Source organism: Thermococcus onnurineus NA1, from assembly GCF_000018365.1.
GTDB classification, from domain to species: Archaea; Methanobacteriota_B; Thermococci; order Thermococcales; family Thermococcaceae; genus Thermococcus; species Thermococcus onnurineus.
Genome location: NC_011529.1, coordinates 41,437 through 63,417 on the forward strand (window position 1 = coordinate 41,437; position 21,981 = coordinate 63,417).

Below are 21,981 nucleotides of genomic sequence, written 5' to 3' on the forward strand. Positions count from 1 at the left end.
GTATGCCTACTCCCTTGGGTCTATTAACCTTATGGCTGTGGGTGGGTTAAGGCTATAAGCTCAGCCTCCCAAAATTAACCCGGTGGGAGCATGCTGATAGGGATAATGAGCGACACCCATGATAACCTTCCGGCGGTAAGGAAGGCTGTGGAGTTCTTCAACGAGCAGAACGTCGAGCTGGTGATTCACGCTGGCGACTACGTGGCGCCGTTCGTGGCGAGGGAACTCAAGAAGCTCAAAGCCCCTCTTAAGGGAGTCTTCGGAAACAACGATGGCGAAAAAAAGGGCCTCCACGAAGTGCTGGGAATAGCCGACGAGATACTTGAAATTGAAGCTGATGGTATGAAAATAGCGGTCACCCACGGTACGGACGAGAGGATAGTGCGGGCCCTGGCGAGGAGCAGGCTCTACGACGTTGTAGTCGTTGGCCACACGCACCGCTATGAGATCAGGGAGGACGGCAGGACGATACTGATAAATCCCGGTGAGGTCTGCGGTTACATTACCGGCATTAAGAGCGTTGCACTGCTGGACACGAGGAAGAGGGAAGTCAGAATAGTGAACATTGAAACGGGTGAACTGCTCGGGGTCATGAGTCTCTAGCGAACGTCTCTAACGAACGTCTCTGACGAGCGCCTTTGAAGAACCTCTGGAGGATAGAATTAGGAGAACAGCCTGGCGATGAGTATGGAAGATGTTTTAGTTCCCCGGGAAAGGCATGATGCGGTGGTCTTAATAGGCGTGGACAGATGGGAGAACGTCGAGTTCATCAAGGTCTACGCGGTCAGCGAGGAGATAGCGAAGAAAACCCTGGAAGAGTTTTTCAACGCTAGGGGGCTCTTTCCCGGGGACTACCGCCTCGTCAGCCGCGGCCACGAGGAAGTCGGGGAGAGAAAGGTCATAACGACAAAGACGGAAGGCTCGCTCAGCGCCGCCCTCGCGAGGCTCGGCCTTAAGCTACTCTCGAACGGCGTCCTCTACCTGGAGAACATTGAGAGGCTCTATCAGTTCACCCTCGTCAGCGAGACCCTCTACGAGAGGATAGCCTCTGAAACTACCACCAAGGAATCCCGGAGGGTCAAAATAAAGGGACCTGTGGACGAGCTTGAGGCCCTTTCTCTTGGACTAGATGCCATCGTCGAGAACCTCCGTGGGGTTGAGCTGTCGGAGTTCCTCCCGGAAAATGCACTTCTCCTTAGGGAGCCGCCGGTTGAGAGAGTAGTCGAACTACTGAGCGGAGAGAGGGATTACCCCCTCATCGTCGAGACTAAAGATTTGAAAAAATACGCACCTCTCGACTTTCCGGTGGTTCTAAGACTTCCACCCTTGACCGTTGAGGAGTTCACGGCGGAGCTTTCCCAACGGCTTGGCTTCGATGTCGATTCTCGATACTTCCTCAGCTATCCTCCCGAGAGGCTCAACCTTAGGAATGTTGAAGCCCTCGCAAAGCTCGTTAGGGCTCTGATGGAAAAGAAGGGGCTGAGCGAAAAAGATGTTCTGGAGCTCGCAGTGAGACTTAACCTCGGAGAGCTTTGAAGTAACGAACCACCATGGCCTTGAACTCTGGGTTGTGTTTGCCCAGTGCGGCGTTTATTAGCTCTTTGAACTTCTCATCCTCAGCGAGATATCTTAAGAGCAGACCCTCGTCAACGCCCAGCTCTTCTAAGAAGTCTGTCCTCTTGAGAAACTCTGAACGCTCTTTCACTTCATTTCTGAGCTCCTTCAGCCGCTCGAGGTATGGCCTAACCTTTTCCTCCCGCCTTTCAAACTCGAGCCAGTCTATTGCCAAGTGCTCGCTGATCAGGAGGTATCTCCCCGGGTCGGTGAGGTATTCGGCAACACCCTCCCCAAGCTTCGAGTGGAGTATCTTGAGCCTGAACTTCTCGATGGCCTTGTAGTCGTCGCTCAGGCGCTTCTTATCGACGATGTCGAGGCTCTCGAAGAGCGCTACGGCTGTTAAGTAGCACTTCACCACGAAGGGGATTTCCGGGAGGGTGAGTGTTTCCTTTGAGACAGTTACCACTTTGCCGTTTCTTCTTTCCAACCTCTCAAGGAGCATCCCAAGGGGATAACTCAGGCTCTTCAGGCAGAACTCCAGCTCGTCCATACTTCCACCGTTGTGAATTCGGTTTTCAATTGTAAAAGCCTTTTGGGTGAAGCTTTTTAGCCCAAGCCGGGAATTTAGTCATGGTGAGAAAGCATGAGCATGATAGTCATAGATGGTTCCTACGGCGAGGGAGGGGGGCAGATACTGAGGACGAGCGTTGCCCTCTCGGTAATCACCGGAAAGCCGGTCAGGATTTACAATATCAGAGCTAACAGGCCGAACCCGGGTTTAAGACCCCAGCACATGCACGGCATCTTGGCTCTGAAGGAGCTGAGCGGCGCTAAGGTTAAGGGGGCCCAGGTCGGCTCAACGGTTCTCGAATTCTACCCTGGCAGGGCTAGGCCAAGGCACATCCGCGTACCGATAAAGACCGCTGGCAGTGTAACCCTCGTCCTTCAGGCTTTGCTCCCGGCAATGGCTTTCATCGGTGGGAGCTTCGAGATAACGGGCGGAACCGACGTCCCCTGGTCGCCGCCGGTGGACTACCTCAGGCACGTTACCCTCTTCGCGCTGGAAAAGATGGGTCTAAGGGCCGAGATTGAAATCAAGCGTAGGGGACACTATCCCAAAGGCGGCGGACTGGTGGTCGGCAGGGTCGAGCCGTGGGAGGAGAGAAAGCCGCTGGTTGCTTTGGAGTGGAGGCATATAGAGCTATTTGGTGGCATCAGCCATGCTACCAACCTCCCGGAGCACGTGGCGAGTAGGCAGGCGAAGGCCGCTAGGGAGAGATTGAGTGAGTTTTACGATGTTCCTATTAATATATATGAAGAAGTCTCACGTTCCCTCGGGCCGGGTAGTGGGATAGTGGTATGGGCCGAGACGGACGTTCTGAGACTCGGCGGCGACGCCCTTGGAAAGCGTGGAAAGCCTGCCGAAGCAGTGGGCAGGGAAGCGGCGGACGAGCTTCTGGAGCAGCTGACGAGCAGGGCCGCGGTTGATAGATTCCTCGGCGACCAGCTGGTACCATTCCTGGCCTTCGCAGGGGGCGAGATAAAAGTTGCCGAGATAACGAACCACCTCGTGACGAACGTCTGGGTCGTGGAGCAGTTTTTGGGCAAGATCTTCGAAGTGGAGGGGGAGGTTGGAGAGCCTGGAAGGGTGAGGGTAGTTGGGTAATTTAATGATTTGATGTTGAAAAAGTTTTTATAATCTTCCTTAATTCCTATTTTGATGGTTCCTGAAGTTAACCAGGCCGTTGTTGAATTGCTTCAAAATCCGAGTCAAGTTAATCAGTATTTGCCATTGTTGGAGTTCGGCCTCCTTTTGATAACCCCATTTGTGTCGTGGGCATATAAACTTCTGAGATATATTATCACCCCATATAGGACAAGAAATAGAATTTTAAGATTGATCTCAAAGTATGATTATTATGTTTTTTGTCTTCTTCAGGATTTAGAAGTTATCCCTAAAAATAAGCGGGCAAAGTTACTTTTTTATAATGTGAAGCGACATATTATATTAATTTTCTTATTAAATGCCATTTTATTCTTACTTTATTTCTATGCTAAATTCTCTTTTATCAAGATAGTGATTATCATAATCTGGATAATTGCCTTCTTAACATTCATGATTGTTGGAGGCCTAATCTTTCCACTCTTTATATCTAAATTGTCCGAACGAAATATCCGGAGGTTGTTTTGGGTGTATTTTGTTAGTATGTTTGAATTATCTTTGTTAATCTTAGTTCTTCTTAAAAAGGATATAACCGCACCGGAACTGATGAAGATTCTTCTTGGATATTACGGAATGATTGTTGTCATGAGTTATCTTATTTGGAGGCTCATAAAATCCGAACTGTACATAAGATATAAGCATAGTATTCAAAGGTCATATCAGAACAAGCTACCTTTTGTAATAATATCTACTAAGAATGGACTACACAAGGGATATTTGCACGATATAGTTAGTTCTCAGGTGCTGACCTTAAAAACTGGGAATACGTTCATTCCAATATTTTGGGAAAATATAGATGAACTTGAAATAATCCCGCGATTTTTTATTGAGCCATGAGGAGAATAATTACTCCTCCATCTCCATCCCGTAAACCTTCTCTGGATTTTCTACATGAATCTTGTAAACGTCCTCCTCCGTGAACAGGCCGTTCTGGAGGAAGGCCTTTGTCCTCCTCGGCACTGTCTTCGGCCCTAAAACGGCTCCGGGACGGCGTTTGTCGTCTATGTAGTCCGTCTCCATCATGAAGCGGTTGCCCTGCTTGATGGCCTCGGCAATGTTCTTCTTGCTCGCGATTATGCTCGGGAAGACACCGACTTCTTCGGCAACCTTCACCAGCGGCGGCGAGAAGTGCTTGACGACCCTGTACGGCTTTATTCCGACCTCCTCAACTATCTCGCCCAGCTCGCGGAACTTGGCCTCGTCGAAGCTCTCCGTGTGGAGCTGGACCGCGCAGTCGGCTTCCTTGGCCAAGCTCATCCCGTACTTCATCAGCTCGATGCTCGCATCCCAGATCTCGGGCGGAACCTCGTAGTGGGGTCTGCCTATCTCGCCTATCGCTACCGCTTTCCCCTCAAGGCAGAGCCTCTGGGCGTATTCTAAGGCCTTCATCACTTCGTTCTTGGCATATTCGAGGCCCTTTTTCTCTGCAAGGTAGACGAACTCCGCTGGATGGACGCCGACGACGGCGTATGCTTTTACAGGTGTTTCTTTGTTTATCTTCTCCACAAGCTCAATGTGGAAGTCCATGGCTTTGATGAAATCCTCTGCGCTCATTCCAGGGAAGCCGTAGTCGTGGGCCGTCTTGTAGACCACCATCAGGTGGGTTCCGCCAGCTCTGTGGAACTGCTTGACAGCTTCCAGAAACAGGCCCTTGAAAGGATCAACGTGGAAGTGGTCATCGAGGATTATCATTTCCCTCACCTCACGACTGATAGACTTCAAGGGTATCTCCCTCTTCCGCTTTAGTAATTCCCTCGAGAATGAGTGCAGCCTTGTCTCCGTCGACGACAAAATCCACAGCCTTTCTACCTTTCTCTATCCTGTAGATCACTGCGGCTTTCTTTCCCTTAACCTTGTAGCCTGGATAGATTACTCCTCTCTCCACGGTCCCCACGAGGGTTTCGCGTCCCATGATGTGGAAGACCTTCTCAACGTGGAACTTTCCAACTGGCTTCCTCGAGACTATCTGAATTTCCTCAGTGTCGGTTTCCTTCTTCCCACCGAACAGTCTGCTTAGGAATCCCATGCTCTCCCCCGAGAGGGATTGAAAAGGGGAAATTAAAAAGATTGCCGGCTAAAGCTTCACGATGTGCACTGAACAGGAAATGCACGGATCAAAGGCTCTAACCGTTTCCTCCAGCCTCTGGACGAGTACCGTCTCGTCCGTCTCTCCGTAGAGTTTTCTCGCTTCCTTGAACAGGCTTGCCTCCATCATAGCGTGGTTTAAAGCCGTGGGCGTTATGATGTTCGAGTAGGCGATTTTGCCCCCAGAGTCAATGCGGTAGTGATGTATTAGGACACCCCTAGGCGCTTCCACGTACCCTATGCCCTCGCCTTCTTTGACTTCAACGGGAACGTTTTCACCCTTTATGCCCTTGTCGAGGAGTTTCTTTGCTATCTCTCCCGCCCTTTCAAGCGCGTAGACGAGCTCTATGGCCTGAGCGAGGTTGTTGTAGCTGACGTAACCGGTGGCGAGCTTTTCCCTGTGCTCCTCGAAGAGCCTCTTCGCTGTGGGTGTCAGCATCTCTGCTTTGAGCAGGAGCCTCGGCAGTGCGCCAACGAAGAAGGGCTCACCCTTATAGCGGCTCTGCTTTGCGAAGCTGTAAACCAGTGAGCGTTCCTCTATTCTCTCGGTGTAGTGGAAAGAGCCATCCTCATCGGAAATCAGCTTGTCGCCCCATAGGTAGCCGTCCGTCGCGACGAAGTGTCCCGCCTTTTCGCCGTAGGGCTCAAGCGAAGCGAATAGCCTCACCGCTCTCCTTGCGAGTCTCAGGAGGGCCCCACTCTCCCTCTCGATGTTTTCAAGTTCCTCAACCGTCGGATACCTGCCAAATCCACCGGGTTTAACGTTTATGCCGTGGATCTCCCTTCCTCCAATGAGTTCCCTTATACTGTTGCCGAAGGCCTTCAGTGCAAGCCCCTCCTTGACGAGCTCCCCGTGCTTCGTAGCCATTCTTATCGCGTCAGGATAACCGAAAACGTCTGGAGCAACGAGCAGGTACAGGTGGAGTGCGTGGCTCTCCAGTAATTCACCGATGAGGCCGAGCTCTCTTAGGAGCTGGATCTCCTCCGAAACTTCAACTCCGAAGGCCTTCTCTATGCCCAGAACCGAGGCGACGCTGTGTGAGAGGTAGCATATGGCGCATATCCTCGCTTCCAAGTCTGGAACGTCATAGTAATGCCTTCCCAAAGTCAGCAGCTCGAAGAAGCGCGGCCCTTCAACGATTTTGAGCCTGACGTCCTTAACTTCACCGTTCTCGACAACTATCTCGGCTTTGCCGTTGCCTTCAACTCTCGTGAACTCCCTCAACTCGATTATCATGGCTCCCACCTCGCGAAGGTCTTGAACTTCCTGAGGATGTAGTCATCATCGTAGCCCAGATCCTTGAGTATCTCGTACTCACTTGCAGGATTCACCTCGCCGGGCAACGGCCCGCGACAGCCTATGCATCCCAGCCCGGAGCGTATACAAGCAGCGTTGCAGCCGCCGTAGGTTATTGGACCGAGGCAGGGGAGGCCCTTCTTCACGAGAACACATTCGTATTCGTTGAGCTTGCACTCGACGCAGACGGGGTAGTCTTTCTTTACCGGCTCAATGCCTTTGGCAATGTCCATCAGAACCTGATATACCTCGTTTTTGTCGTAGGGACAGCCTGGGAGGGCGAAATCAACGGCGACGTACTCAACGACGGGCTTCGAGTCCAGCGCCCTCATCGGGTTGCCCTCATCTCCATAGACCCTCTTCAGCTTCTCCCTTATGCTCCCCTCGACGCTAGCCTGAACCGAGCCGTGCGTTGCGCAGGTTCCGAGGGCTATGAGGTAGTCGGAGTGGTTTCTTGCCTCCTTGAGGAGCGCTAGGTCGCGCTGGCTTGAGACCGTTCCGGTTACGAGGGCCACGTCGTAGTGGCTCCCCTCGCTTAGGCTGGTCGCCATGTGGAACTCCGTTATCTCGTAGAACTCGAGCAGGTCAAACAGCTTCTCGTAGAGGAAGAGAATATTCAGCGCACAGCCGCCGCAGTCGGTAAGCTCGAAGACGGCCAACTTGAGCTTGTCCATCATATCAACCCCCTCGTGGAGAGAGCATCCCAGTATGTGAAGACGGGGCCGTCCTTGCAGACGTACTTTATGGAGGTGCTCGTTCCCACTATACAGTGGCCGCACTTGCCTATTCCGCAGCGCATGCGCCTCTCGAGGGTCATGTATATCCTGCCCGGCGAGAGTTTCCTGTCTAGGAGCTCCTTGATGACGAAGCGGTACATAACCGGCGGCCCACAGATGAGGGCGTAAGCCTTGTCGACGTCGAACTCCTCCCCGCGGAAGAGGTCGGTAACGACACCCTTGCACACCCTGTCGAAGAAGCCCCGCTCGAGGTAGATGCACGAGGGGCTTTCGACCTCATAGGCGAGCTTTACGCTGCAGCCAACCGCGTCGCCGTGCTTCAGCAGGTGGATTATCTCGTCGCGGAAGAGTATGTCCTCGTAGGCTTTGGTGCCGTAGAGGAGCCAGACGTGCTCGTACTTTCCGGTGTCTATCGCGTACCAGAGAACCGAGCGGAGGGGTGCCATACCGAGTCCACCGGCGACCAGGAGTAGATTCGAGCCCTCCATTTTCTCCATCGGGAAGCCGTTGCCGTAGGGCCCGCGGATGCCCACCACTTCTCCCTCTTTCATCTGATGGATGAACTTGGTCATCCTTCCGGCTTTTCTGATGCAGAGCTGAATGTATCCTTTTCTCGTTGGTGAGGAGCAGAGGCTTATGGGGAACTCACCGAAGCCCCGTATATCGACGATGACGAACTGGCCGGGCTTGAATGTGAAGTGTTCGCCAATTTCCGGGTCTAAGAAGCGGAGCGTGAAGAGCTTCTCCCTGGGTGTTAGGTCCTTCACTTCCAGAATGCGCGCATCGTAAGTTTGATGTGGATTCTCGCTCATCTCAGCGACCCCCTGACCTCCTCAAGAACCTTGACGTGCTCTATCTTCGCCGGGCAGAACTCGTCACACCTTCCACAACCTACGCAGTTATAACCCGAGGAGGGATCGAAGTAGCTCTTGCAGTAGTATCTGTGCCTGAATCTGTCGAGTCTAGTTGGCCTGAAGTTGTGGCCTCCGGCAACCAGTCCGTGGTTCTCCATAAAGCAGGAGTCGTAGCGTCTCTCTCTGACGGCGTCGTAGGCGCTGATCCAGTTATCGCAGACCTCGTAGCAGCGGCAGGTAGGACAGACCATGTTGCAGTTGCCGCAGGCCAGGCATATCTCGGCGTACTCCTTCCAGACCGGGCTGTTGTAGGCCAAATCGAGCATGTCTGCGAGTCCTTCCTGCGGGATCTCCTTCTGGAACGCATTTGCGCGCCTCTCCTCGAACTCCTTGAAGTGCTTCAAGTCCTCGTCGGTCACCTCCTCGAAGAGCTCACCGTTCTCCCAGACTACCTCGTGTCCCCTCACACTTCCTATCCTGACGAGCCATCCGTCGGGAAGCTCGTGCAGGAATAGGTCAAAGCCGTCCATGGCAAAGTGCGTGCCGAGACTCTTGCAGAAGCAATACTCGTCGGGCATGCAGCTTATCCCAACTATGAAGGTTTTCTCGCGCCTCGCCTTGTAGTACGGGTCGGCGGGCTCGTCGAGATAGACCTTATCGAGAATCTTGAGCCCGTGCATATCGCAGGAGTGGAGGCCGAAGAGAACTATCGGCTCTGCGTCGGTTCCATTTTCCCAGCGACCGTTCTTCAGGCGAAGAATTTCGTCCCTTGGCCTCACGAAGAACTTTTTTGGAGGTAGCATTGTCCTTGTATAGTTGAGTTCTATCTCTCCTAGCTCGTGAACTTCTTGGAATGTGTAAATGCTTCCTCTTTTGATGGGAGCGTAGACTTTGCCCCAATTCCTTAGAGATTCAAAAAATGAGCTAAAGTTCTCAGATGATAGTTTTACATATCTCAAATACACCGCCTCCGTTATATGGCATTCTATAATATACAGTTTGTAGAAGAATGATTTAAGGGTTCTTCAAACCAACAGTTACCAACGGATGGTTGGGTATTAGAAAAGGATTTTATAGGAGCTTGCCCCAAAATACCCAGGTGGGGAACTGTGTTTAGGATAGTTCACAAGGAGAAGCTTTCTCCTGGCATAAACCTATTCGAAATCGAAGCGCCAAGGGTAGCGAGACACGCTAAGCCCGGCCAGTTTGTTGTTCTCAGGCTTCATGAGAAGGGCGAGAGGATACCGCTCACCATAGCCGACAGCGATGCAGGTGGGGGCACTATAACGATAGTTGTCCAAGAAGTTGGAAAGACCACCTACGAACTCGGTACCTATGAAAATGGCGATAGCATACTTGATCTCTTGGGGCCACTTGGAAGGCCAAGTCACATAGATAACTTCGGTACGGTCGTTATGGTAGGTGGTGGCGTTGGAGTTGCTGAAATTTATCCAGTTGCAAAAGCGATGAAGGAAGCTGGCAACCATGTAATTTCTATACTAGGTTTCAGGACGAAGAAGCTCGTCTTCTGGGAGGATAAACTTGCGGAGGTAAGCGACGAGGTAATCGTTACCACCAATGACGGGAGCTACGGTATTGAGGGCTTCACCACGCACGCTCTAGCGAAGCTGTTCGATGAAGGTAGAAAAATTGACCTCGTGCATGCTGTTGGGCCCGTTGTCATGATGAAGGCCGTTGCGGAACTCACTAGGCCCCATGGCGTAAGAACCGTCGCGAGCCTGAATTCAATTATGGTCGATGGAACTGGCATGTGTGGCGCTTGTAGGGTAACTGTCGGCGGTGAGATAAAGTTCGCTTGCGTTGATGGACCCGAATTCGACGCCCATCTTGTTGACTGGGACGAGCTGGTGAAGAGGCTTAACTATTACAGAGATTTGGAGCTCATAAGCCTTGAGAAGTGGAAGCGGGAGAGGAGGATGGTCTGATGCCGAGAAAAATTATTAAGAGGCGTATTTTGACTCCTGAACGACCGCCTGGGGAGAGAGTTAGGGATTTCGAGGAGGTAAACCTTGGATATACTTTCGAATTGGCTGTGAAGGAGGCCGAACGCTGCCTTAACTGTCCAATTGACTATGCTCCCTGTGTTAAGGGCTGTCCAGTCGGAATAAGGATTCCCGAGTTCATATCTAAGCTTGTCCAGTACCGTGATGATCCTGATAGGGCCGTTAGAGAGGCTTTAAGTGTCATCTGGGCCTGTAACTCACTTCCAGCTATAACAGGCCGGGTTTGTCCTCAGGAGGATCAGTGTGAGATGAACTGTGTCATGGGCAGGGTTGGTGACAAAATCAATATCGGCAAGCTCGAAAGGTTTGTGGCAGATTACTCCCGCGAGAATGGCATAGACATCCAGCTCTTAGAGGAAGGGACGAGGGAAATACGGAGGAACGGCAAGAAGGTTGCGGTCATAGGTGCTGGTCCAGCGGGTCTGACATGCGCAGCAGAGCTGGCTAAGCTTGGCTATGAGGTTACGATTTTCGAAGCCCTCCATAAACCGGGGGGAGTCCTGATCTACGGCATCCCAGAGTTCAGGCTACCAAAGGTGATTGTTGAGAGGGAGCTTGAGAACCTAGGGAGGCTCGGCGTTAAGATAGAAACCAACGTGCTCGTCGGCAAGACCGTGACCTTTCAGGAGCTGAGGGAGGAGTACGACGCGATATTCATAGGCACGGGTGCTGGAACGCCCCGCATATACCCGTGGCCAGGGGTAAACCTCAATGGGGTCTATTCGGCGAACGAGTTTCTCACTAGGGTGAACCTCATGAAAGCCTATGCGTTTCCAGAGTACGACACCCCCATAAAGATAGGAAAGAATGTGGCAGTGATCGGTGGTGGGAACACTGCCATGGATGCCGCCCGTTCAGCCTTGAGACTCGGTGCAAAGGTGTGGATATTATACCGCAGGACAAAGGCAGAGATGACTGCCCGTGAGGAGGAAATCCACCACGCCGAGGAAGAGGGTGTGAACTTCATGTTTCTCGTCTCGCCCAAGCGTTTCATCGGCGACGAAAATGGGAACCTTAAAGCCATAGAGCTTGAGAAAATGGAGCTCGGCGAGCCCGATGAGAGCGGCAGGAGGAGACCTGTACCAACGGGTGAGACGGTAACGATGGAGTTCGATACTGCTATTATAGCCATCGGTCAGACCCCGAACAGAACGTTTCTCGAAACCGTCCCCGGACTCGAGATTGATGGGAAGGGCAGGATAAAGGTCGATGAGAACCTGATGTCGAGCATCCCAGGGGTCTTCGCTGGGGGAGACGCAATAAGGGGAGAGGCAACGGTTATTTTGGCTATGGGGGATGGGAAAAAGGCGGCAAGGGCAATTCACAAGTACCTAAGTGGTTCGTGAATTCTCTTACTTTCATTCTACTAGTCACGGTGCAGTTAATTTTGACTGATTAGAAGAAAGAAAAGCATGTCATTATATGATTGCTGGAATCCCCGGAATTCTCGGGAAGGGCTGAACCTCCGCTATGTGCTCAGCCCCGACCAGGTACCTGATGAGCCTCTCGATGCCTATGCCCGCTCCAGCGCTTGGCCTCAGGAGGCCCGCTTTGGCGACTTCGAGGTAGGGTTTGAAGGCGTCGAGGCTTATGCCTGCCTTCTTAATTTTTCTGACTATTACTTCGTACTCCCACTCCCTCTCGCCGCCGCTTGAAACCTCGCCGTATCCCTCTGGCAGATAGAGGTCGTAGTTCCTGAAGTGGCCCGGCCTCTCTGGGTCTTCCCTGTCGTAGAACTCCCTTTCAATGTCTATCACCCAGAAGGGCTCGTCCATGGCTTTACTTGCCTCATCCTCGCTTCCAAACTCGGCCTTAATTTCCTCAAGAGTGAAGCGCTTGAAGGGTGGCGCTACCTTGGGCACTTCCCTCTCCAGTCCCCAGTTCCTAGCTTCCTTAAACAATCCGCTTATCAGCTCCTCTATGAGGCTCATGACGTCGTCCATGCTCGCATAGGCTATCTCGAAGTCAAGCTGCGTAAACTCGTAGGCGTGTCTGCCATCGTCGGCGCTTCTCCCTTCGAGCCTTATGTTCGGCGAGAGTATAAAGAGCCTGTTAATTCCCATAGCTATCGCCATCTGCTTGTGGAGTATCATGCTGTGAGTTAGCCTTAGCCTCTCGCCGTAGACCTCGACTTCTGGCGGCTTTAGGGCCTCACTGGCGGCCGGGTCTGGCCATAGGGGGTCAGTTATGGAGCTGAGCATCACCGGGAGCATCCACCTGAAACCCTTGCTCACCATGTATCTTGTCATATAGTCAATCACTCTCGTTTGAACTTCTATAACTGGTTCAATTTTCCGGGTTACAATTTGGAGAGCGTTCATCTTCATCACCTGTTCTTTGTCAGTGATTTCCACCTTTATGTCCTTTGTGCAAGAAAAGTTGAATTTTGGGCAAAATTCGACATAAAATAAAGGTTAATTTTGAATAAACGTCAGAAAATCACAATCTAATTGGCGAAGATGGCGGCGGGTAAACGATAGCGTTATAATGCCCCAAGGAGAACCCTATACGGTGGTAAAGCATGGGCGTCTACATATTCACTCCCGAAGACCTCCTTAGATACGGAACGATAACCGAGGAACAGCTTGAGATTTTAAAGGATGCCCTCCTTGAGAGGAAGGACATCTTAATCGTTGGCTCAAGCAGGTCTGGAAAGACCAAACTCGTCGAGGCTCTGATCCATCTGATACCTGATGACAGGAAGGTTGCTGTAATAACCGCCTACAGCGAATTCAAGCCATTCAAACCGAATATCGTTGTTATAGACACTCAATTTGACCCCGAGAGCCTTGAGAAGCGCACCAAGGATGTTATCGAAAAAATAAAGCGCATAAACCCGGACTACATCGTCATAGACACCATCCACACCGTCCACGTGCCCACGATTCTGGACGAGCTCCTTGATGACTACACATTCATAGCAACCTCGCTAACAATCTCTGGCGATATAATCGAGGAAGTCAAGCACTGGCTAAGGGCCAGCAATGACGTCATGAGCAAGTTTGATATTGTGGTCGAACTCAAGAGGGACTTCAGAACTGGAACCAGGAAGATCAACAGGATATATGCTGTCAAAAAGTCGGGAGAAAAAGTGGAGCTCGAGCCGCTTCTTTAAGGTTATTTCCTTATCCTCTTAAGGTCCTTGTGTATCTCTTCCTTCAGTTTGCGGTAGTATTCCATGGATAGATAGCCCCTTTTCCAGCCGGCATAGAGAGTCACGTTGAACAGAACGGTTATCAGAACTGCTATCAGGAGGGAGTTTACAGTAACACCACCGATAGTCTTCTGGGTTCTTCGGAACATGCCGAGGGAAACATAGTCGTCCACCGTCATTTGTCTCATAGGGAGGTTCTCAACCCTGATGGTGCCGTTCTCCGGAGTCAGCGAGAGCATGTGGTTCCAAGTCACGACGTAGACCTTCACGTGGGTTCCCTTCTCGGTGCAGTCTGGGATGGTCTGCCCGTTCCAGAGGCAGCTCCCGTCGGGCTGTATCGTTGCCCATACATCGGTGTGCTCGTAGGTTTGGAGGTATACACTGTTATTGTCTGGGTAGATCTTCACGACCTCTATATCGTAAGTGTTCCCGTTGTAGACCAAGGAACGGAAGAAGTGGTAGAGCCTGTCGATTATCGTGTTGTGAAAATACTCGTCCTCCCATACGATGTAGTAGTAGATGTTACCCTTTATGTCCACCATGTATAGAATTCCGTAAGGTTCATCTCCGGGGAAGGTGTGGATGATGGGGGTATACTCTTGAATCTTGGCGCTTTCCCATGGGAGGTAGCCCTCGAGGGAATATCCGCTAGTGTAGAGTCCAACACTCCAAAATATCAGAAGATTGATGAAAAGCCACAGTGCAATCCATATTTTCTTTGCCATTACTTTCACTGGAGAAATATAAAGGGAGCATCAGGCCTTAAGCTTTTCTATGACCACCCTCAGGTTGTCGAGCATCTCCCTTATGTCGTCGAATGTCATGTAGCCCATGTTTCCAATCCTGAATGTCTTTTCAGCGACGCTTCCATAGCCCTTGGCGAGCTCAAAGCCCCTCTCGCGCATGGCGTTGTAGACGTCAACGCCCTTCATTCCCTCAGGAACGACGACGGCAGTGATGGTTGGGCTCTCGTAGCCTGGCTCGGCGAGGATTCCGAGGCCCATCTCCTTGACGCCCTCGCGTATCATCTCACTCCTCTTCCTGTACATATCGAGCCAGGCACCTTTGCCGCCCATCTTCTCGATTATCCTGAGGACGACGTTGAGGCCAAATATCTGTGGGAGTGGTGGAGTTGAGGGTGTTCCCTTCTTCTTCTCGTTGAACTTCTTGTAGAGCGGCAGGTCGAAGTACCAGCCGCGCTCGGGCATCCTCTCGGCGATCTCAAAGACTCTCTCACTAACGGCGGCAACCGCTAATCCTGGTGGAACACCGAAGGCTTTCTGGCTGCTCGCGAAGACCAAATCGATGCCCCACTTGTCGAACTTGATGTCCGCTCCGCCCATGGCAGAGACGGCATCGACGAAGAGGAGTTTGTCGTGCTCCTTGACGACCTTAGCAAGCTCCGGAAGCGGGTTAAGAACACCAGTGCTCGTCTCGTTGTAGGTTATGGTGACTGCGTGAACGTCAGGGTTCTTCTTGAGGACTTCATCAAGCTCCTCTGGCTTGATGGCCTTTCCAGGCTCCTTTTCAAATACAATGGCTTCCCTTCCGTTAGCATTGACGACGTCAGCAAAGCGCTTTCCAAACGCGCCAATGATCGTGACGAGAACTTTTCCACCGCGCGGGATGGTGTTTCTCACAGCGGCCTCCATGAAGCCAGTTCCAGAGCTCGGGAAGAGGATTATCTCGCCTTTATCGGCCTCGAGGAAGGCCTTGAGCCTGTTGAGTGTATCAACGTGAGCCTCCTTTGCCTCAGCCGAGCGGTGGCTGAACATCTGGACGCTCATTATCGCGAGAACCTCCGGGAAACAAGCAACAGGACCTGCTGTGAAGAGCTTGTACTTCGGCCTGACTATTTCATAAAGCTCCCTGTAAGCTTCCTCATACTCCATGTCGAACCTGAGCTCCATCAGCATCACCTCGGCGGGGGTTGGAAGGGAAATATAAAAATGGTTCGTTAGTCCCTTCACGTGGCTTATCGAAGCTATGTTCGTTTCGCCGGCAATAAAATGAAGAATTTTCGACCTAGCCAAGACTTTTAAAAGTTCCACCCTAACGTTTAGAAGGGGGTTTGATGGAACGCAAACGCCTGGCTGGAATAATCCTGCTCATCATCTCTGCCTTCACAGGAACGATAGCTTTCCGCCTCGCGACTCCGGCGATAGCCTTCTATACAAGGAACATTCTCCAGGCCTCAATGCTTTCGGTCTCCATTGTTTCCATGTCATTTGTCCTGGCAAGGGCATTTTCGTCTGTTCTTGGTGGTCTCGCCCTTGAGAGAGGCAGGAAGCTCGTTTACATAGGAGCACTGGCTATGATTGGTAACGCTCTGGCGGTCCATCTCTACCCCATCACAAGCACCTGGGTTCAGGTGGCCGGAATAAAGCTTCTCAACGGCTTCCTCAATGGATTGAGCTGGCCAATGGCTCAATTCGTCATAGCAGTAACTACACCAAACGAGATAAGGGCAAGGGTCACATCAATTTACTTCCTCTTTGGCAGTATAGCTTCACTCCTCGGCAACTATGTTTACGCCTACACCATTAACCTTGGCTTGTCCGGTCAAATGTGGATTGCCTCTGTATTCTTTGTATTCACCGGCGTGATAATGATCCTTGCCTACTTCCTACTCTACGGCTGGATAGTGCCCAAGAGAAAGAAAACGCCCGATGGGGAGAAGCCGAGCCTCAACCCAAAAAGGATTCTCATAATCGCGTCGTTGATGGCGATCATAGTTGCCTTTACATCTGGCGAGATAACCTATATCTATGTTTCCGAGGCTTTGGGTATGGACAAAGCTAGGACAGCGATGCTTATTGGATGGGCAGGCTTTTTATCGGCACTCCTCAGCTACGTCATTTCCTGGCTCGCCGACGTCAGGAGCGAGAGAAGGATGGTTGTTCTGACGTCAGTTATGGCAGCGATCTCCCCAATCCTCGCTGCCGTAAAGACTGCTCCGACAGTTTTTCTCGGCATATTTATGGCTCTCTTAGCCTTCCAGAGCTTCAGACCGGTTTCGAGGAAAGTCTTGGCTTCGTACTACCGCTCTTCGTTGGCTATAGGGGGTGTGAACGGAATTCAGAACCTCTCGACCTTCGCTGGGGGAATGCTCTTCGGCCTGGCCTACTCTCTCGGGGAGATAAGTGTTGGCGTAACGTTGAACCTCGCCCTGCTTTCCTTCCTGCCGTTTTCACTGGCACTCCTTCGGGAGTCCGTTAAGCTTAAAGGGACTGGAGAGTAAGATGGGGTGACGGGCTTTCCAAAACTTTTATAAGCCACTCCACTCGCCTAAGTTTAGGCTTAGCTTACGCTCATTTGGAGGTGAGAGTATGGGACTGAGACCAGCCAAGATTGATAGGGACGTTGACAAGCCCGCTTACACAAGGAGGGAATACATACGTGGTGCCCCTGGACCGAAGATAACCATCTTCGACATGGGCAATCTTTCCGCCGAGTTCCAGTATGAGGTGAGCCTTCACGCTGAGCAGGCCATGCAGATAAGGCAGAACGCCCTTGAGGCCATCCGTATACAAGTCAACAGGTACCTCCAGAAGAACGTCGGTAGGAGCAACTACCACTTCAAGATAAGGGTCTACCCGTTCCAGGTCCTCCGTGAGAACCCGATGGCTACCGGGAGGAAGGCAGACCGTTACGGTAACGGTATGCGCAGGCCCTTCGGAAAGCCCATCGGACTTGCCGCTCGCGTCAAGAAGGACCAGAAGATACTCACCGTCTGGGTCAACGAGGGCCACCTCAAGTTCGCCCTCGAGGCAATGCGCAGGGCTGCCATGAAGCTCCCATACAGCGCCTACTACAGGATCTACGACAAGGAAGGCAACGACATTACCAGCAAGGTTCTCTCGACCATGAAACGCTGACGCACAACGCTAAAGCGCAGCGCTGGAGCGCTTCTTCCTTGCTCCTTTTTCTGTTCGAGTTTTGCAGTATATTCATAGATGATTATTAACGATGTCGCTCTAATTTTGTGCATAGTGATGATTCCTCACGTGCAAGGGGTGTTGATTTCATTTAACTTTAAGTTCGATAAGTCCAAATAATTATTAATACCAACGTCTAAACTTCTTTGGTGGGATGATGGTAAGCTCTCACTTCAGGAACATTCTGCTCAAGCTTGGCATCCCTGAGGAGCGATTATCGGTCCTCGAGGGTAAGGGGGGCCTCGTCGAAGACGAATTCGAGGGCATCAGATACGTCCGCTTCCGCGATTCTGCCAAAGGCTTCAGGCGTGGAACTGTCGCCTTCGAGAACGGTGATGTTGTTCTTGGCTTCCCCCACATAAAGCGCATCGTCCAGCTTGAGAATGGGATAAGACGTGTCTTCAGGAACAAGCCCTTCTATGTGGAGGAGAAGGTCGATGGATACAACGTTAGGGTCGTTAAAGTGAGAGATAAGGTTCTCGCCATCACAAGAGGAGGTTTCGTCTGCCCATTCACGACGGAGAGGGTTGAGGACTTCATAAATTTCGACTTCTTCAGGGACTACCCGAACCTCGTTCTGGCTGGGGAGATGGCTGGACCTGAAAGTCCTTACCTCGTTGAAGGTCCGCCCTACGTGAAGGAGGATATTCAGTTCTTCCTCTTTGACATCCAGGAGAAAGGGGGTGGGAAGAGCCTTTCCGTAGAGGAAAGGCTGAAGCTCGCTGAAGAATACGGAATTCCCCATGTTGAAGTGTTCGGAGTTTATGATCGACGCCGCATCGACGACCTCTACGACCTCATTGAGATGCTCCACAGCGAGAGAAGGGAAGGAATCGTCATGAAGAGCCCCAACATGAAGAGAATCGCGAAGTACGTAACGCCCTACGCCAACATCAACGATATCAGGATAGGCTCGCATATCTTCTTCGACCTGCCGCATGGCTACTTCATGCAGAGGATTAAACGTCTCGCATTCTACCTCGCGGAGAAGCACGTAAAGGGCGAGGAGTTCGACGAGTACGCCAAGGCCCTTGGAAAAGCTCTTCTGAGGCCTTTTGTGGAGAGCATCCATGAGGTTGCCAACAGCGGCGAGGTCGAGGAGGTCTTCACGGTGAGGGTCAAGAACATAACGACCGCCCATAAAATGATGACCCACTTTGAGGGGCTAGGGGTCAAGATCCACATCGAGGACATCGAGGACTTGAAGAACGGCTACTGGCGGATAACCTTCAAGAGGGTTTATCCTGACGCCACGAGGGAGATAAGGGAGCTGTGGAACGGGCTGGCGTTTGTGGATTAATTACTCCTTCTTTTTTGCCAGCGCTGAAGCTTTTGGAGAAAGCTTCACCAAAAGTTGGTAGCTCTCCGACCTTATAATGCTAAGGGGGTTTCTCTTTTGTGTTTTCGTTGGATTGAAGAGAACAACGATTAAGTACCAGCTTATCCATGGGTTTGCATCTTTTCGACGCCCGAAGGGCGTCCTCTTGAGATAAACCTCTTTTTATGAGGGAGTTCCCAGGGCTTCTCTATAATATTGCTCTTGGAATAATAAACCCAAGAAAAAGATTGGCTATGCTTTAATGAGCTACGAACTTTGATGAAACTTTGTCCTGCAAAGTTTCTTTGCAAAAAATTTGTACACCTCCAAATCCAAAAAAGGGTGGAAGGGTTCGAAAGCCTTTTAAATAGTCTCCATAGACCCCACTTCAGCGTTGAAGTTACCATAGCGAAGGATGACGGAAAAATGGCCTGGCACATCTTCATTCCGGATTCGCTACTAGAAGAGACCGATGACCCGAAAATCAGGACGTACAAGGTTGGGCAGATAGCAAGGGCAGCAGCAATATTCGGTATCGAGCACATCTGGATTTACAGGGCCGGCGGGAAGGACGGAAGGTTCATCAAGCTCATCCTCGAGTATGCGGAAACGCCCCAGTACCTCAGGAAGAGGCTCTTTCCCCTCATGCCTGAACTCAAGTACGTTGGCGTGATTCCCCCGCTCAGAACGCCCCACCACAAGCTCAAAGGCAAGCCCAAGGTTGGAGAAATCCGTGAGGGCTTCGCCTTCAGGAGGGGGCGGAGGGTCTACGCCGACATCGGTCTCGACGAGCTCGCTTTGGTAGGGGGGGACGTTGAGGGGCGTGCAACGTTCAGAATTGTCTCAACGAGACCGCTCAGGGTCATACCAGCGAAGCCAGAAGAGTACTGGGGATACAGGGTGCACCTCACGAAAAAGTCCTTAGCAAAAACACTTAAAAAGGCCGGGCTTGACTTGGCAATCGCCACCTCCAGGAAGGGGCAAGACATTCGAGAGGTGAAGCTTCCCCCGCTCGAGGGGGAGGTCGGATTCATCTTCGGCTCACCGAGGAAGGGTGTGATGGAGCTCCTCGGCGAGGAGGATTATTCCTTTGATCTAATCCTCAACACCATTCCAAATCAGCGGACAGCTACCGTCCGCACCGAGGAGGCCGTGCTGGCCACCCTCGCGGTGTTTAATCTCATAAGGAGGGATTGAGATGGGAAAAATACACAGGCCAAGGAGAGGTTCACTGGCTTACTCCCCGAGAAAGAGGGCTAAGAGCATAGTTCCGAGAATCAGGAAGTGGCCGAAGGACAGTGAGGTCAGGATGCTCGGTTTCGCCGGCTACAAGGCTGGCATGACCCACATCCTCATGATAGACGACAGGCCAGGGCTCACCAAGGGCAAGGAAATATTCATGCCGGTCACGGTAGTCGAGGTCCCGCCGCTCTTCGTCTACGGCATCAGGGCCTACAGGCAGGGCTACCTCGGACTTGAGACAGCCACCGAGGTCTGGTTCCACGAGCTCAACGACTACGTCAAGAGGAGGATAAAGACCCTGCCGAAGGACTACAACGAGGAGGCCTTCCAGGCCAAGCTTGGCCAGCTCGAGGACCTCGTTAACGACGGCGAGATAGTTGACGTTAGGCTTCTCGTCCACACTCAGCCGTGGCTCATCAAGCTCAAGAAGAAGCCCGAGGTCATGGAGTACGCCATCGGCGGTGACGACGTCAAGGCCAAGTTTGACTACGCCAAGGAGAAGATAGGCAAGGAGCTCCGCGCGAGCGAGGTTCTCCACGAGGGAGAGCTTCTCGACGTCATAGCAGTCACCAAGGGCAAGGGAACCCAGGGTCCAGTCAAGAGGTGGGGAATAAAGATCCAGTTCCACAAGGCCCAGAGGGCTGGAAAGGGTAGGCACGTCGGCAACCTTGGTCCATGGCACCCGACCAGGGTCATGTGGACCGTCCCGCAGGCTGGACAGATGGGCTTCCACCACAGGACTGAGTTCAACAAGAGGCTCATCGCCATAGGCGAGAACGGCAAGCTCAAGCTCGACGAGAAGAACGAGATAGAGATTACCCCGAAGGGAGGCTTCCCGCACTACGGCATCATAAGGAGCGACTTCCTCATGATACAGGGTACTATACCGGGTTCCTTCAAGAGGATAATCAGGGTCAGGCCGGCTATAAGGCCGCCGAAGAAGAAGCCGCCCGTTGAGAGGCCGCAGATAACCTACATCAGTAGGGAATCCAAGCAGTGAGGTGAGATAGATGAAGGTTAAGGTTTTCAATCTCGAAGGCGAGCCAGTCGAGGAGATAGAGCTTCCAAATGTCTTCGCCACTCCCTTCAGGCCCGACCTCATCAGGAGGGCTGTCATTGCCTCATGGACCCACAGAATTCAGCCCCAGGGTAGGGACCCGCTCGCTGGAAAGAGAAGGGTCACCGAGAACATCGGAAAGGGCCACGGAATGGCAAGGGTTGAGAGGATAAAGACCTCTCCGAGGTTTGCCGCCTTCGTCCCATTCGCGAGGGGTGGAAGGAGGACCCACCCGCCAAAGGTCGAGAAGATAATCTGGGAGGACATCAACAAGAAGGAGCGCAGGCTCGCCATCATGAGCGCCATAGCTGCCACCGCCAACTACGACCTTGTTAGGGCTAGAGGTCACATCGTTGACAACGTCCCGCAGGTTCCGCTCGTTGTCGTTAACGACCTCGAGAAGGTCTTCAAGACCGCCCAGACTAGGGAGATCTTCAAGAAGCTCGGCGTCTGGGATGACATAGAGAGAGCCAAGAAGAATACCAAGATAAGGGCCGGTAAGGGTAAGATGCGCGGAAGGCGCTACAAGAAGGCCAAGGGCCCGCTCATCGTTGTCGCCAAGAACGAGGGAATCGTCCAGGGAGCCAGGAACCACCCGGGTGTTGACGTCGTCACCGTCGAGAACCTCGGCGTCGAGCTGCTCGCTCCGGGTACCCACCCGGGAAGGCTCACCATCTGGACCAAGGGCGCTATAGAGAGGCTTAGGGAGATTTACGGGTGATGAGAGATGGACCCATACAAGGTTATTATCAGGCCGGTCGTCACCGAGAAGGCCGTTGCCATGATCGAGAACGAGAACAAGCTCACCTTCATAGTTGACAGGCGCGCCACCAAGCAGGACATCAAGAGGGCCGTGGAAGCGATGTTCGACGTCAAGGTCGAGAAGGTCAACACCCTCATCACCATGAGGGGAGAGAAGAAGGCCTATGTGAAGCTCAAGCCTGAGTACAGTGCAAGTGAGATTGCTGCCAGGATAGGATTGTTCTGACGGGGTG

The 21,981-nt window shown here is 52.1% G+C and carries 24 protein-coding genes; 14 read left to right on the plus strand and 10 right to left on the minus strand.

All coding sequences use genetic code 11. The annotated features are described in order from the left end of the window. The first annotated feature begins 90 nt into the window (after positions 1 to 90). Positions 91 to 603, plus strand: a complete 513-nt coding sequence (locus tag TON_RS00225) for a metallophosphoesterase (RefSeq protein ID WP_012571002.1) — start codon at positions 91 to 93, stop codon at positions 601 to 603. A 123-nt stretch (positions 604 to 726) separates the two neighbouring features. After that, on the plus strand, positions 727 to 1,536 hold the full coding sequence (locus TON_RS00230) for a hypothetical protein (RefSeq protein ID WP_238516324.1): 810 nt from the start codon (positions 727 to 729) through the stop codon (positions 1,534 to 1,536). Here the strand turns inward: TON_RS00230 and TON_RS00235 are convergent. Then, positions 1,517 to 2,107: a hypothetical protein gene (locus TON_RS00235; protein WP_012571004.1), complete on the minus strand. Its 591-nt coding sequence runs from the start codon at positions 2,105 to 2,107 to the stop codon at positions 1,517 to 1,519. The two genes, TON_RS00230 and TON_RS00235, sit on opposite strands and share 20 nt — an antisense overlap. Before the next feature lie 93 nt (positions 2,108 to 2,200). Between TON_RS00235 and rtcA the strand changes: the two genes are divergently transcribed. Both rtcA and TON_RS00245 read left to right on the plus strand, forming a co-directional pair. Beyond that, positions 2,201 to 3,223, plus strand: coding sequence for an RNA 3'-terminal phosphate cyclase (gene rtcA, locus TON_RS00240; protein WP_012571005.1), 1,023 nt, complete (start codon positions 2,201 to 2,203; stop codon positions 3,221 to 3,223). A gap of 54 nt (positions 3,224 to 3,277) precedes the next feature. Continuing rightward, positions 3,278 to 4,117 (plus strand): hypothetical protein, encoded by an 840-nt coding sequence (locus TON_RS00245; RefSeq protein ID WP_012571006.1) that lies wholly within the window; start codon positions 3,278 to 3,280, stop codon positions 4,115 to 4,117. Positions 4,118 to 4,126: 9 nt separating this feature from the next. Here the strand turns inward: TON_RS00245 and TON_RS00250 are convergent, their stop codons facing one another. The 6 genes from TON_RS00250 to shyB are packed head-to-tail and all read right to left on the minus strand — an operon-like array spanning position 4,127 to position 9,212. Beyond that, positions 4,127 to 4,972: a TatD family hydrolase gene (locus TON_RS00250; RefSeq protein WP_012571007.1), complete on the minus strand. Its 846-nt coding sequence runs from the start codon at positions 4,970 to 4,972 to the stop codon at positions 4,127 to 4,129. Positions 4,973 to 4,982: 10 nt separating this feature from the next. Then, complete coding sequence (pbp11, locus tag TON_RS00255; RefSeq protein ID WP_012571008.1) at positions 4,983 to 5,306, minus strand: tRNA-binding protein Pbp11; 324 nt, start codon at positions 5,304 to 5,306, stop codon at positions 4,983 to 4,985. A gap of 48 nt (positions 5,307 to 5,354) precedes the next feature. Then, on the minus strand, positions 5,355 to 6,602 hold the full coding sequence (shyA, locus tag TON_RS00260) for an NAD(P)-dependent hydrogenase/sulfhydrogenase 2 subunit alpha (RefSeq protein WP_012571009.1): 1,248 nt from the start codon (positions 6,600 to 6,602) through the stop codon (positions 5,355 to 5,357). Beyond that, positions 6,599 to 7,339 (minus strand): NAD(P)-dependent hydrogenase/sulfhydrogenase 2 subunit delta, encoded by a 741-nt coding sequence (shyD, locus tag TON_RS00265; protein ID WP_012571010.1) that lies wholly within the window; start codon positions 7,337 to 7,339, stop codon positions 6,599 to 6,601. Before shyD ends, shyA begins: the two co-directional genes overlap by 4 nt. Then, on the minus strand, positions 7,336 to 8,211 hold the full coding sequence (shyC, locus tag TON_RS00270; RefSeq protein WP_012571011.1) for an NAD(P)-dependent hydrogenase/sulfhydrogenase 2 subunit gamma: 876 nt from the start codon (positions 8,209 to 8,211) through the stop codon (positions 7,336 to 7,338). The genes shyD and shyC overlap by 4 nt, the downstream gene beginning before the upstream one ends. Further along, entirely contained in the window at positions 8,208 to 9,212 is a 1,005-nt protein-coding gene (gene shyB / locus TON_RS00275; RefSeq protein ID WP_012571012.1) for an NAD(P)-dependent hydrogenase/sulfhydrogenase 2 subunit beta, read from the minus strand. Before shyB ends, shyC begins: the two co-directional genes overlap by 4 nt. A gap of 150 nt (positions 9,213 to 9,362) precedes the next feature. Between shyB and TON_RS00280 the strand changes: the two genes are divergently transcribed. Both TON_RS00280 and gltA read left to right on the plus strand, forming a co-directional pair. Continuing rightward, positions 9,363 to 10,199: a sulfide/dihydroorotate dehydrogenase-like FAD/NAD-binding protein gene (locus TON_RS00280; protein WP_012571013.1), complete on the plus strand. Its 837-nt coding sequence runs from the start codon at positions 9,363 to 9,365 to the stop codon at positions 10,197 to 10,199. Then, positions 10,199 to 11,623 carry an NADPH-dependent glutamate synthase gene (gltA, locus tag TON_RS00285; RefSeq protein ID WP_012571014.1) on the plus strand — a complete coding sequence of 475 codons (1,425 nt, stop codon included), beginning with the start codon at positions 10,199 to 10,201 and terminating at the stop codon, positions 11,621 to 11,623. Before TON_RS00280 ends, gltA begins: the two co-directional genes overlap by 1 nt. A 72-nt stretch (positions 11,624 to 11,695) precedes the next feature. Here gltA and TON_RS00290 read toward each other — a convergent pair whose 3' ends face one another. Further along, a complete protein-coding gene (locus TON_RS00290; RefSeq protein ID WP_083757801.1) occupies positions 11,696 to 12,604 on the minus strand; it encodes an asparagine synthetase A in 909 nt (302 codons plus the stop codon). A 194-nt stretch (positions 12,605 to 12,798) separates the two neighbouring features. On the opposite strand from TON_RS00290, the gene TON_RS00295 reads away from it, so the two are divergent. Further along, positions 12,799 to 13,392 (plus strand): P-loop NTPase family protein, encoded by a 594-nt coding sequence (locus TON_RS00295; RefSeq protein ID WP_012571016.1) that lies wholly within the window; start codon positions 12,799 to 12,801, stop codon positions 13,390 to 13,392. Positions 13,393 to 13,394: 2 nt separating this feature from the next. Here TON_RS00295 and TON_RS00300 read toward each other — a convergent pair whose 3' ends face one another. Together TON_RS00300 and TON_RS00305 are read right to left on the minus strand one after the other, a co-directional pair. Further along, a complete protein-coding gene (locus TON_RS00300; protein WP_012571017.1) occupies positions 13,395 to 14,156 on the minus strand; it encodes a hypothetical protein in 762 nt (253 codons plus the stop codon). 30 nt (positions 14,157 to 14,186) lie between these two features. Further along, positions 14,187 to 15,341, minus strand: a complete 1,155-nt coding sequence (locus tag TON_RS00305; RefSeq protein ID WP_012571018.1) for a pyridoxal-phosphate-dependent aminotransferase family protein — start codon at positions 15,339 to 15,341, stop codon at positions 14,187 to 14,189. Positions 15,342 to 15,505: 164 nt separating this feature from the next. Here TON_RS00305 and TON_RS00310 point away from each other — a divergent pair, with 164 nt between their 5' ends. The 7 genes from TON_RS00310 to TON_RS00340 all read left to right on the plus strand — a co-directional run bounded on the left by TON_RS00310 (position 15,506) and on the right by TON_RS00340 (position 21,974). After that, the gene (locus TON_RS00310) at positions 15,506 to 16,672 is read left to right on the plus strand and encodes an MFS transporter (protein WP_012571019.1); all 1,167 of its coding nucleotides are present in this window, start codon (positions 15,506 to 15,508) and stop codon (positions 16,670 to 16,672) included. A gap of 88 nt (positions 16,673 to 16,760) precedes the next feature. Next, a complete protein-coding gene (locus TON_RS00315; protein WP_012571020.1) occupies positions 16,761 to 17,309 on the plus strand; it encodes a 50S ribosomal protein L16 in 549 nt (182 codons plus the stop codon). A 217-nt stretch (positions 17,310 to 17,526) separates the two neighbouring features. Continuing rightward, positions 17,527 to 18,669 carry an RNA ligase gene (locus TON_RS00320; RefSeq protein WP_012571021.1) on the plus strand — a complete coding sequence of 381 codons (1,143 nt, stop codon included), beginning with the start codon at positions 17,527 to 17,529 and terminating at the stop codon, positions 18,667 to 18,669. 444 nt (positions 18,670 to 19,113) lie between these two features. Beyond that, entirely contained in the window at positions 19,114 to 19,884 is a 771-nt protein-coding gene (locus TON_RS00325; RefSeq protein WP_048055009.1) for a putative RNA uridine N3 methyltransferase, read from the plus strand. Position 19,885: 1 nt separating this feature from the next. Then, positions 19,886 to 20,929 (plus strand): 50S ribosomal protein L3, encoded by a 1,044-nt coding sequence (locus tag TON_RS00330; protein ID WP_012571023.1) that lies wholly within the window; start codon positions 19,886 to 19,888, stop codon positions 20,927 to 20,929. Between the two features lie 10 nt (positions 20,930 to 20,939). Continuing rightward, positions 20,940 to 21,707 (plus strand): 50S ribosomal protein L4, encoded by a 768-nt coding sequence (gene rpl4p / locus TON_RS00335; RefSeq protein ID WP_012571024.1) that lies wholly within the window; start codon positions 20,940 to 20,942, stop codon positions 21,705 to 21,707. A 6-nt stretch (positions 21,708 to 21,713) separates the two neighbouring features. Then, complete coding sequence (locus TON_RS00340; RefSeq protein ID WP_012571025.1) at positions 21,714 to 21,974, plus strand: 50S ribosomal protein L23; 261 nt, start codon at positions 21,714 to 21,716, stop codon at positions 21,972 to 21,974. The last annotated feature ends 7 nt before the right edge of the window (positions 21,975 to 21,981 follow it).

Bases quoted from the DNA above. Each gene is read 5' to 3' on its own strand.
- TON_RS00225 (WP_012571002.1), top strand. From the start codon at position 91: ATGCTGATAGGGATAATGAGCGACACCCATGATAACCTTCCGGCGGTA.
- TON_RS00235 (WP_012571004.1), bottom strand. From the start codon at position 2,107: ATGGACGAGCTGGAGTTCTGCCTGAAGAGCCTGAGTTATCCCCTTGGG.
- rtcA (WP_012571005.1), top strand. From the start codon at position 2,201: ATGAGCATGATAGTCATAGATGGTTCCTACGGCGAGGGAGGGGGGCAG.
- TON_RS00245 (WP_012571006.1), top strand. From the start codon at position 3,278: ATGGTTCCTGAAGTTAACCAGGCCGTTGTTGAATTGCTTCAAAATCCG.
- TON_RS00250 (WP_012571007.1), bottom strand. From the start codon at position 4,972: ATGATAATCCTCGATGACCACTTCCACGTTGATCCTTTCAAGGGCCTG.
- pbp11 (WP_012571008.1), bottom strand. From the start codon at position 5,306: ATGGGATTCCTAAGCAGACTGTTCGGTGGGAAGAAGGAAACCGACACT.
- shyA (WP_012571009.1), bottom strand. From the start codon at position 6,602: ATGATAATCGAGTTGAGGGAGTTCACGAGAGTTGAAGGCAACGGCAAA.
- shyD (WP_012571010.1), bottom strand. From the start codon at position 7,339: ATGATGGACAAGCTCAAGTTGGCCGTCTTCGAGCTTACCGACTGCGGC.
- shyC (WP_012571011.1), bottom strand. From the start codon at position 8,211: ATGAGCGAGAATCCACATCAAACTTACGATGCGCGCATTCTGGAAGTG.
- gltA (WP_012571014.1), top strand. From the start codon at position 10,199: ATGCCGAGAAAAATTATTAAGAGGCGTATTTTGACTCCTGAACGACCG.
- TON_RS00290 (WP_083757801.1), bottom strand. From the start codon at position 12,604: ATGAAGATGAACGCTCTCCAAATTGTAACCCGGAAAATTGAACCAGTT.
- TON_RS00295 (WP_012571016.1), top strand. From the start codon at position 12,799: ATGGGCGTCTACATATTCACTCCCGAAGACCTCCTTAGATACGGAACG.
- TON_RS00300 (WP_012571017.1), bottom strand. From the start codon at position 14,156: ATGGCAAAGAAAATATGGATTGCACTGTGGCTTTTCATCAATCTTCTG.
- TON_RS00305 (WP_012571018.1), bottom strand. From the start codon at position 15,341: ATGGAGCTCAGGTTCGACATGGAGTATGAGGAAGCTTACAGGGAGCTT.
- TON_RS00310 (WP_012571019.1), top strand. From the start codon at position 15,506: ATGGAACGCAAACGCCTGGCTGGAATAATCCTGCTCATCATCTCTGCC.
- TON_RS00315 (WP_012571020.1), top strand. From the start codon at position 16,761: ATGGGACTGAGACCAGCCAAGATTGATAGGGACGTTGACAAGCCCGCT.
- TON_RS00320 (WP_012571021.1), top strand. From the start codon at position 17,527: ATGGTAAGCTCTCACTTCAGGAACATTCTGCTCAAGCTTGGCATCCCT.
- TON_RS00325 (WP_048055009.1), top strand. From the start codon at position 19,114: ATGGCCTGGCACATCTTCATTCCGGATTCGCTACTAGAAGAGACCGAT.
- TON_RS00330 (WP_012571023.1), top strand. From the start codon at position 19,886: ATGGGAAAAATACACAGGCCAAGGAGAGGTTCACTGGCTTACTCCCCG.
- rpl4p (WP_012571024.1), top strand. From the start codon at position 20,940: ATGAAGGTTAAGGTTTTCAATCTCGAAGGCGAGCCAGTCGAGGAGATA.
- TON_RS00340 (WP_012571025.1), top strand. From the start codon at position 21,714: ATGGACCCATACAAGGTTATTATCAGGCCGGTCGTCACCGAGAAGGCC.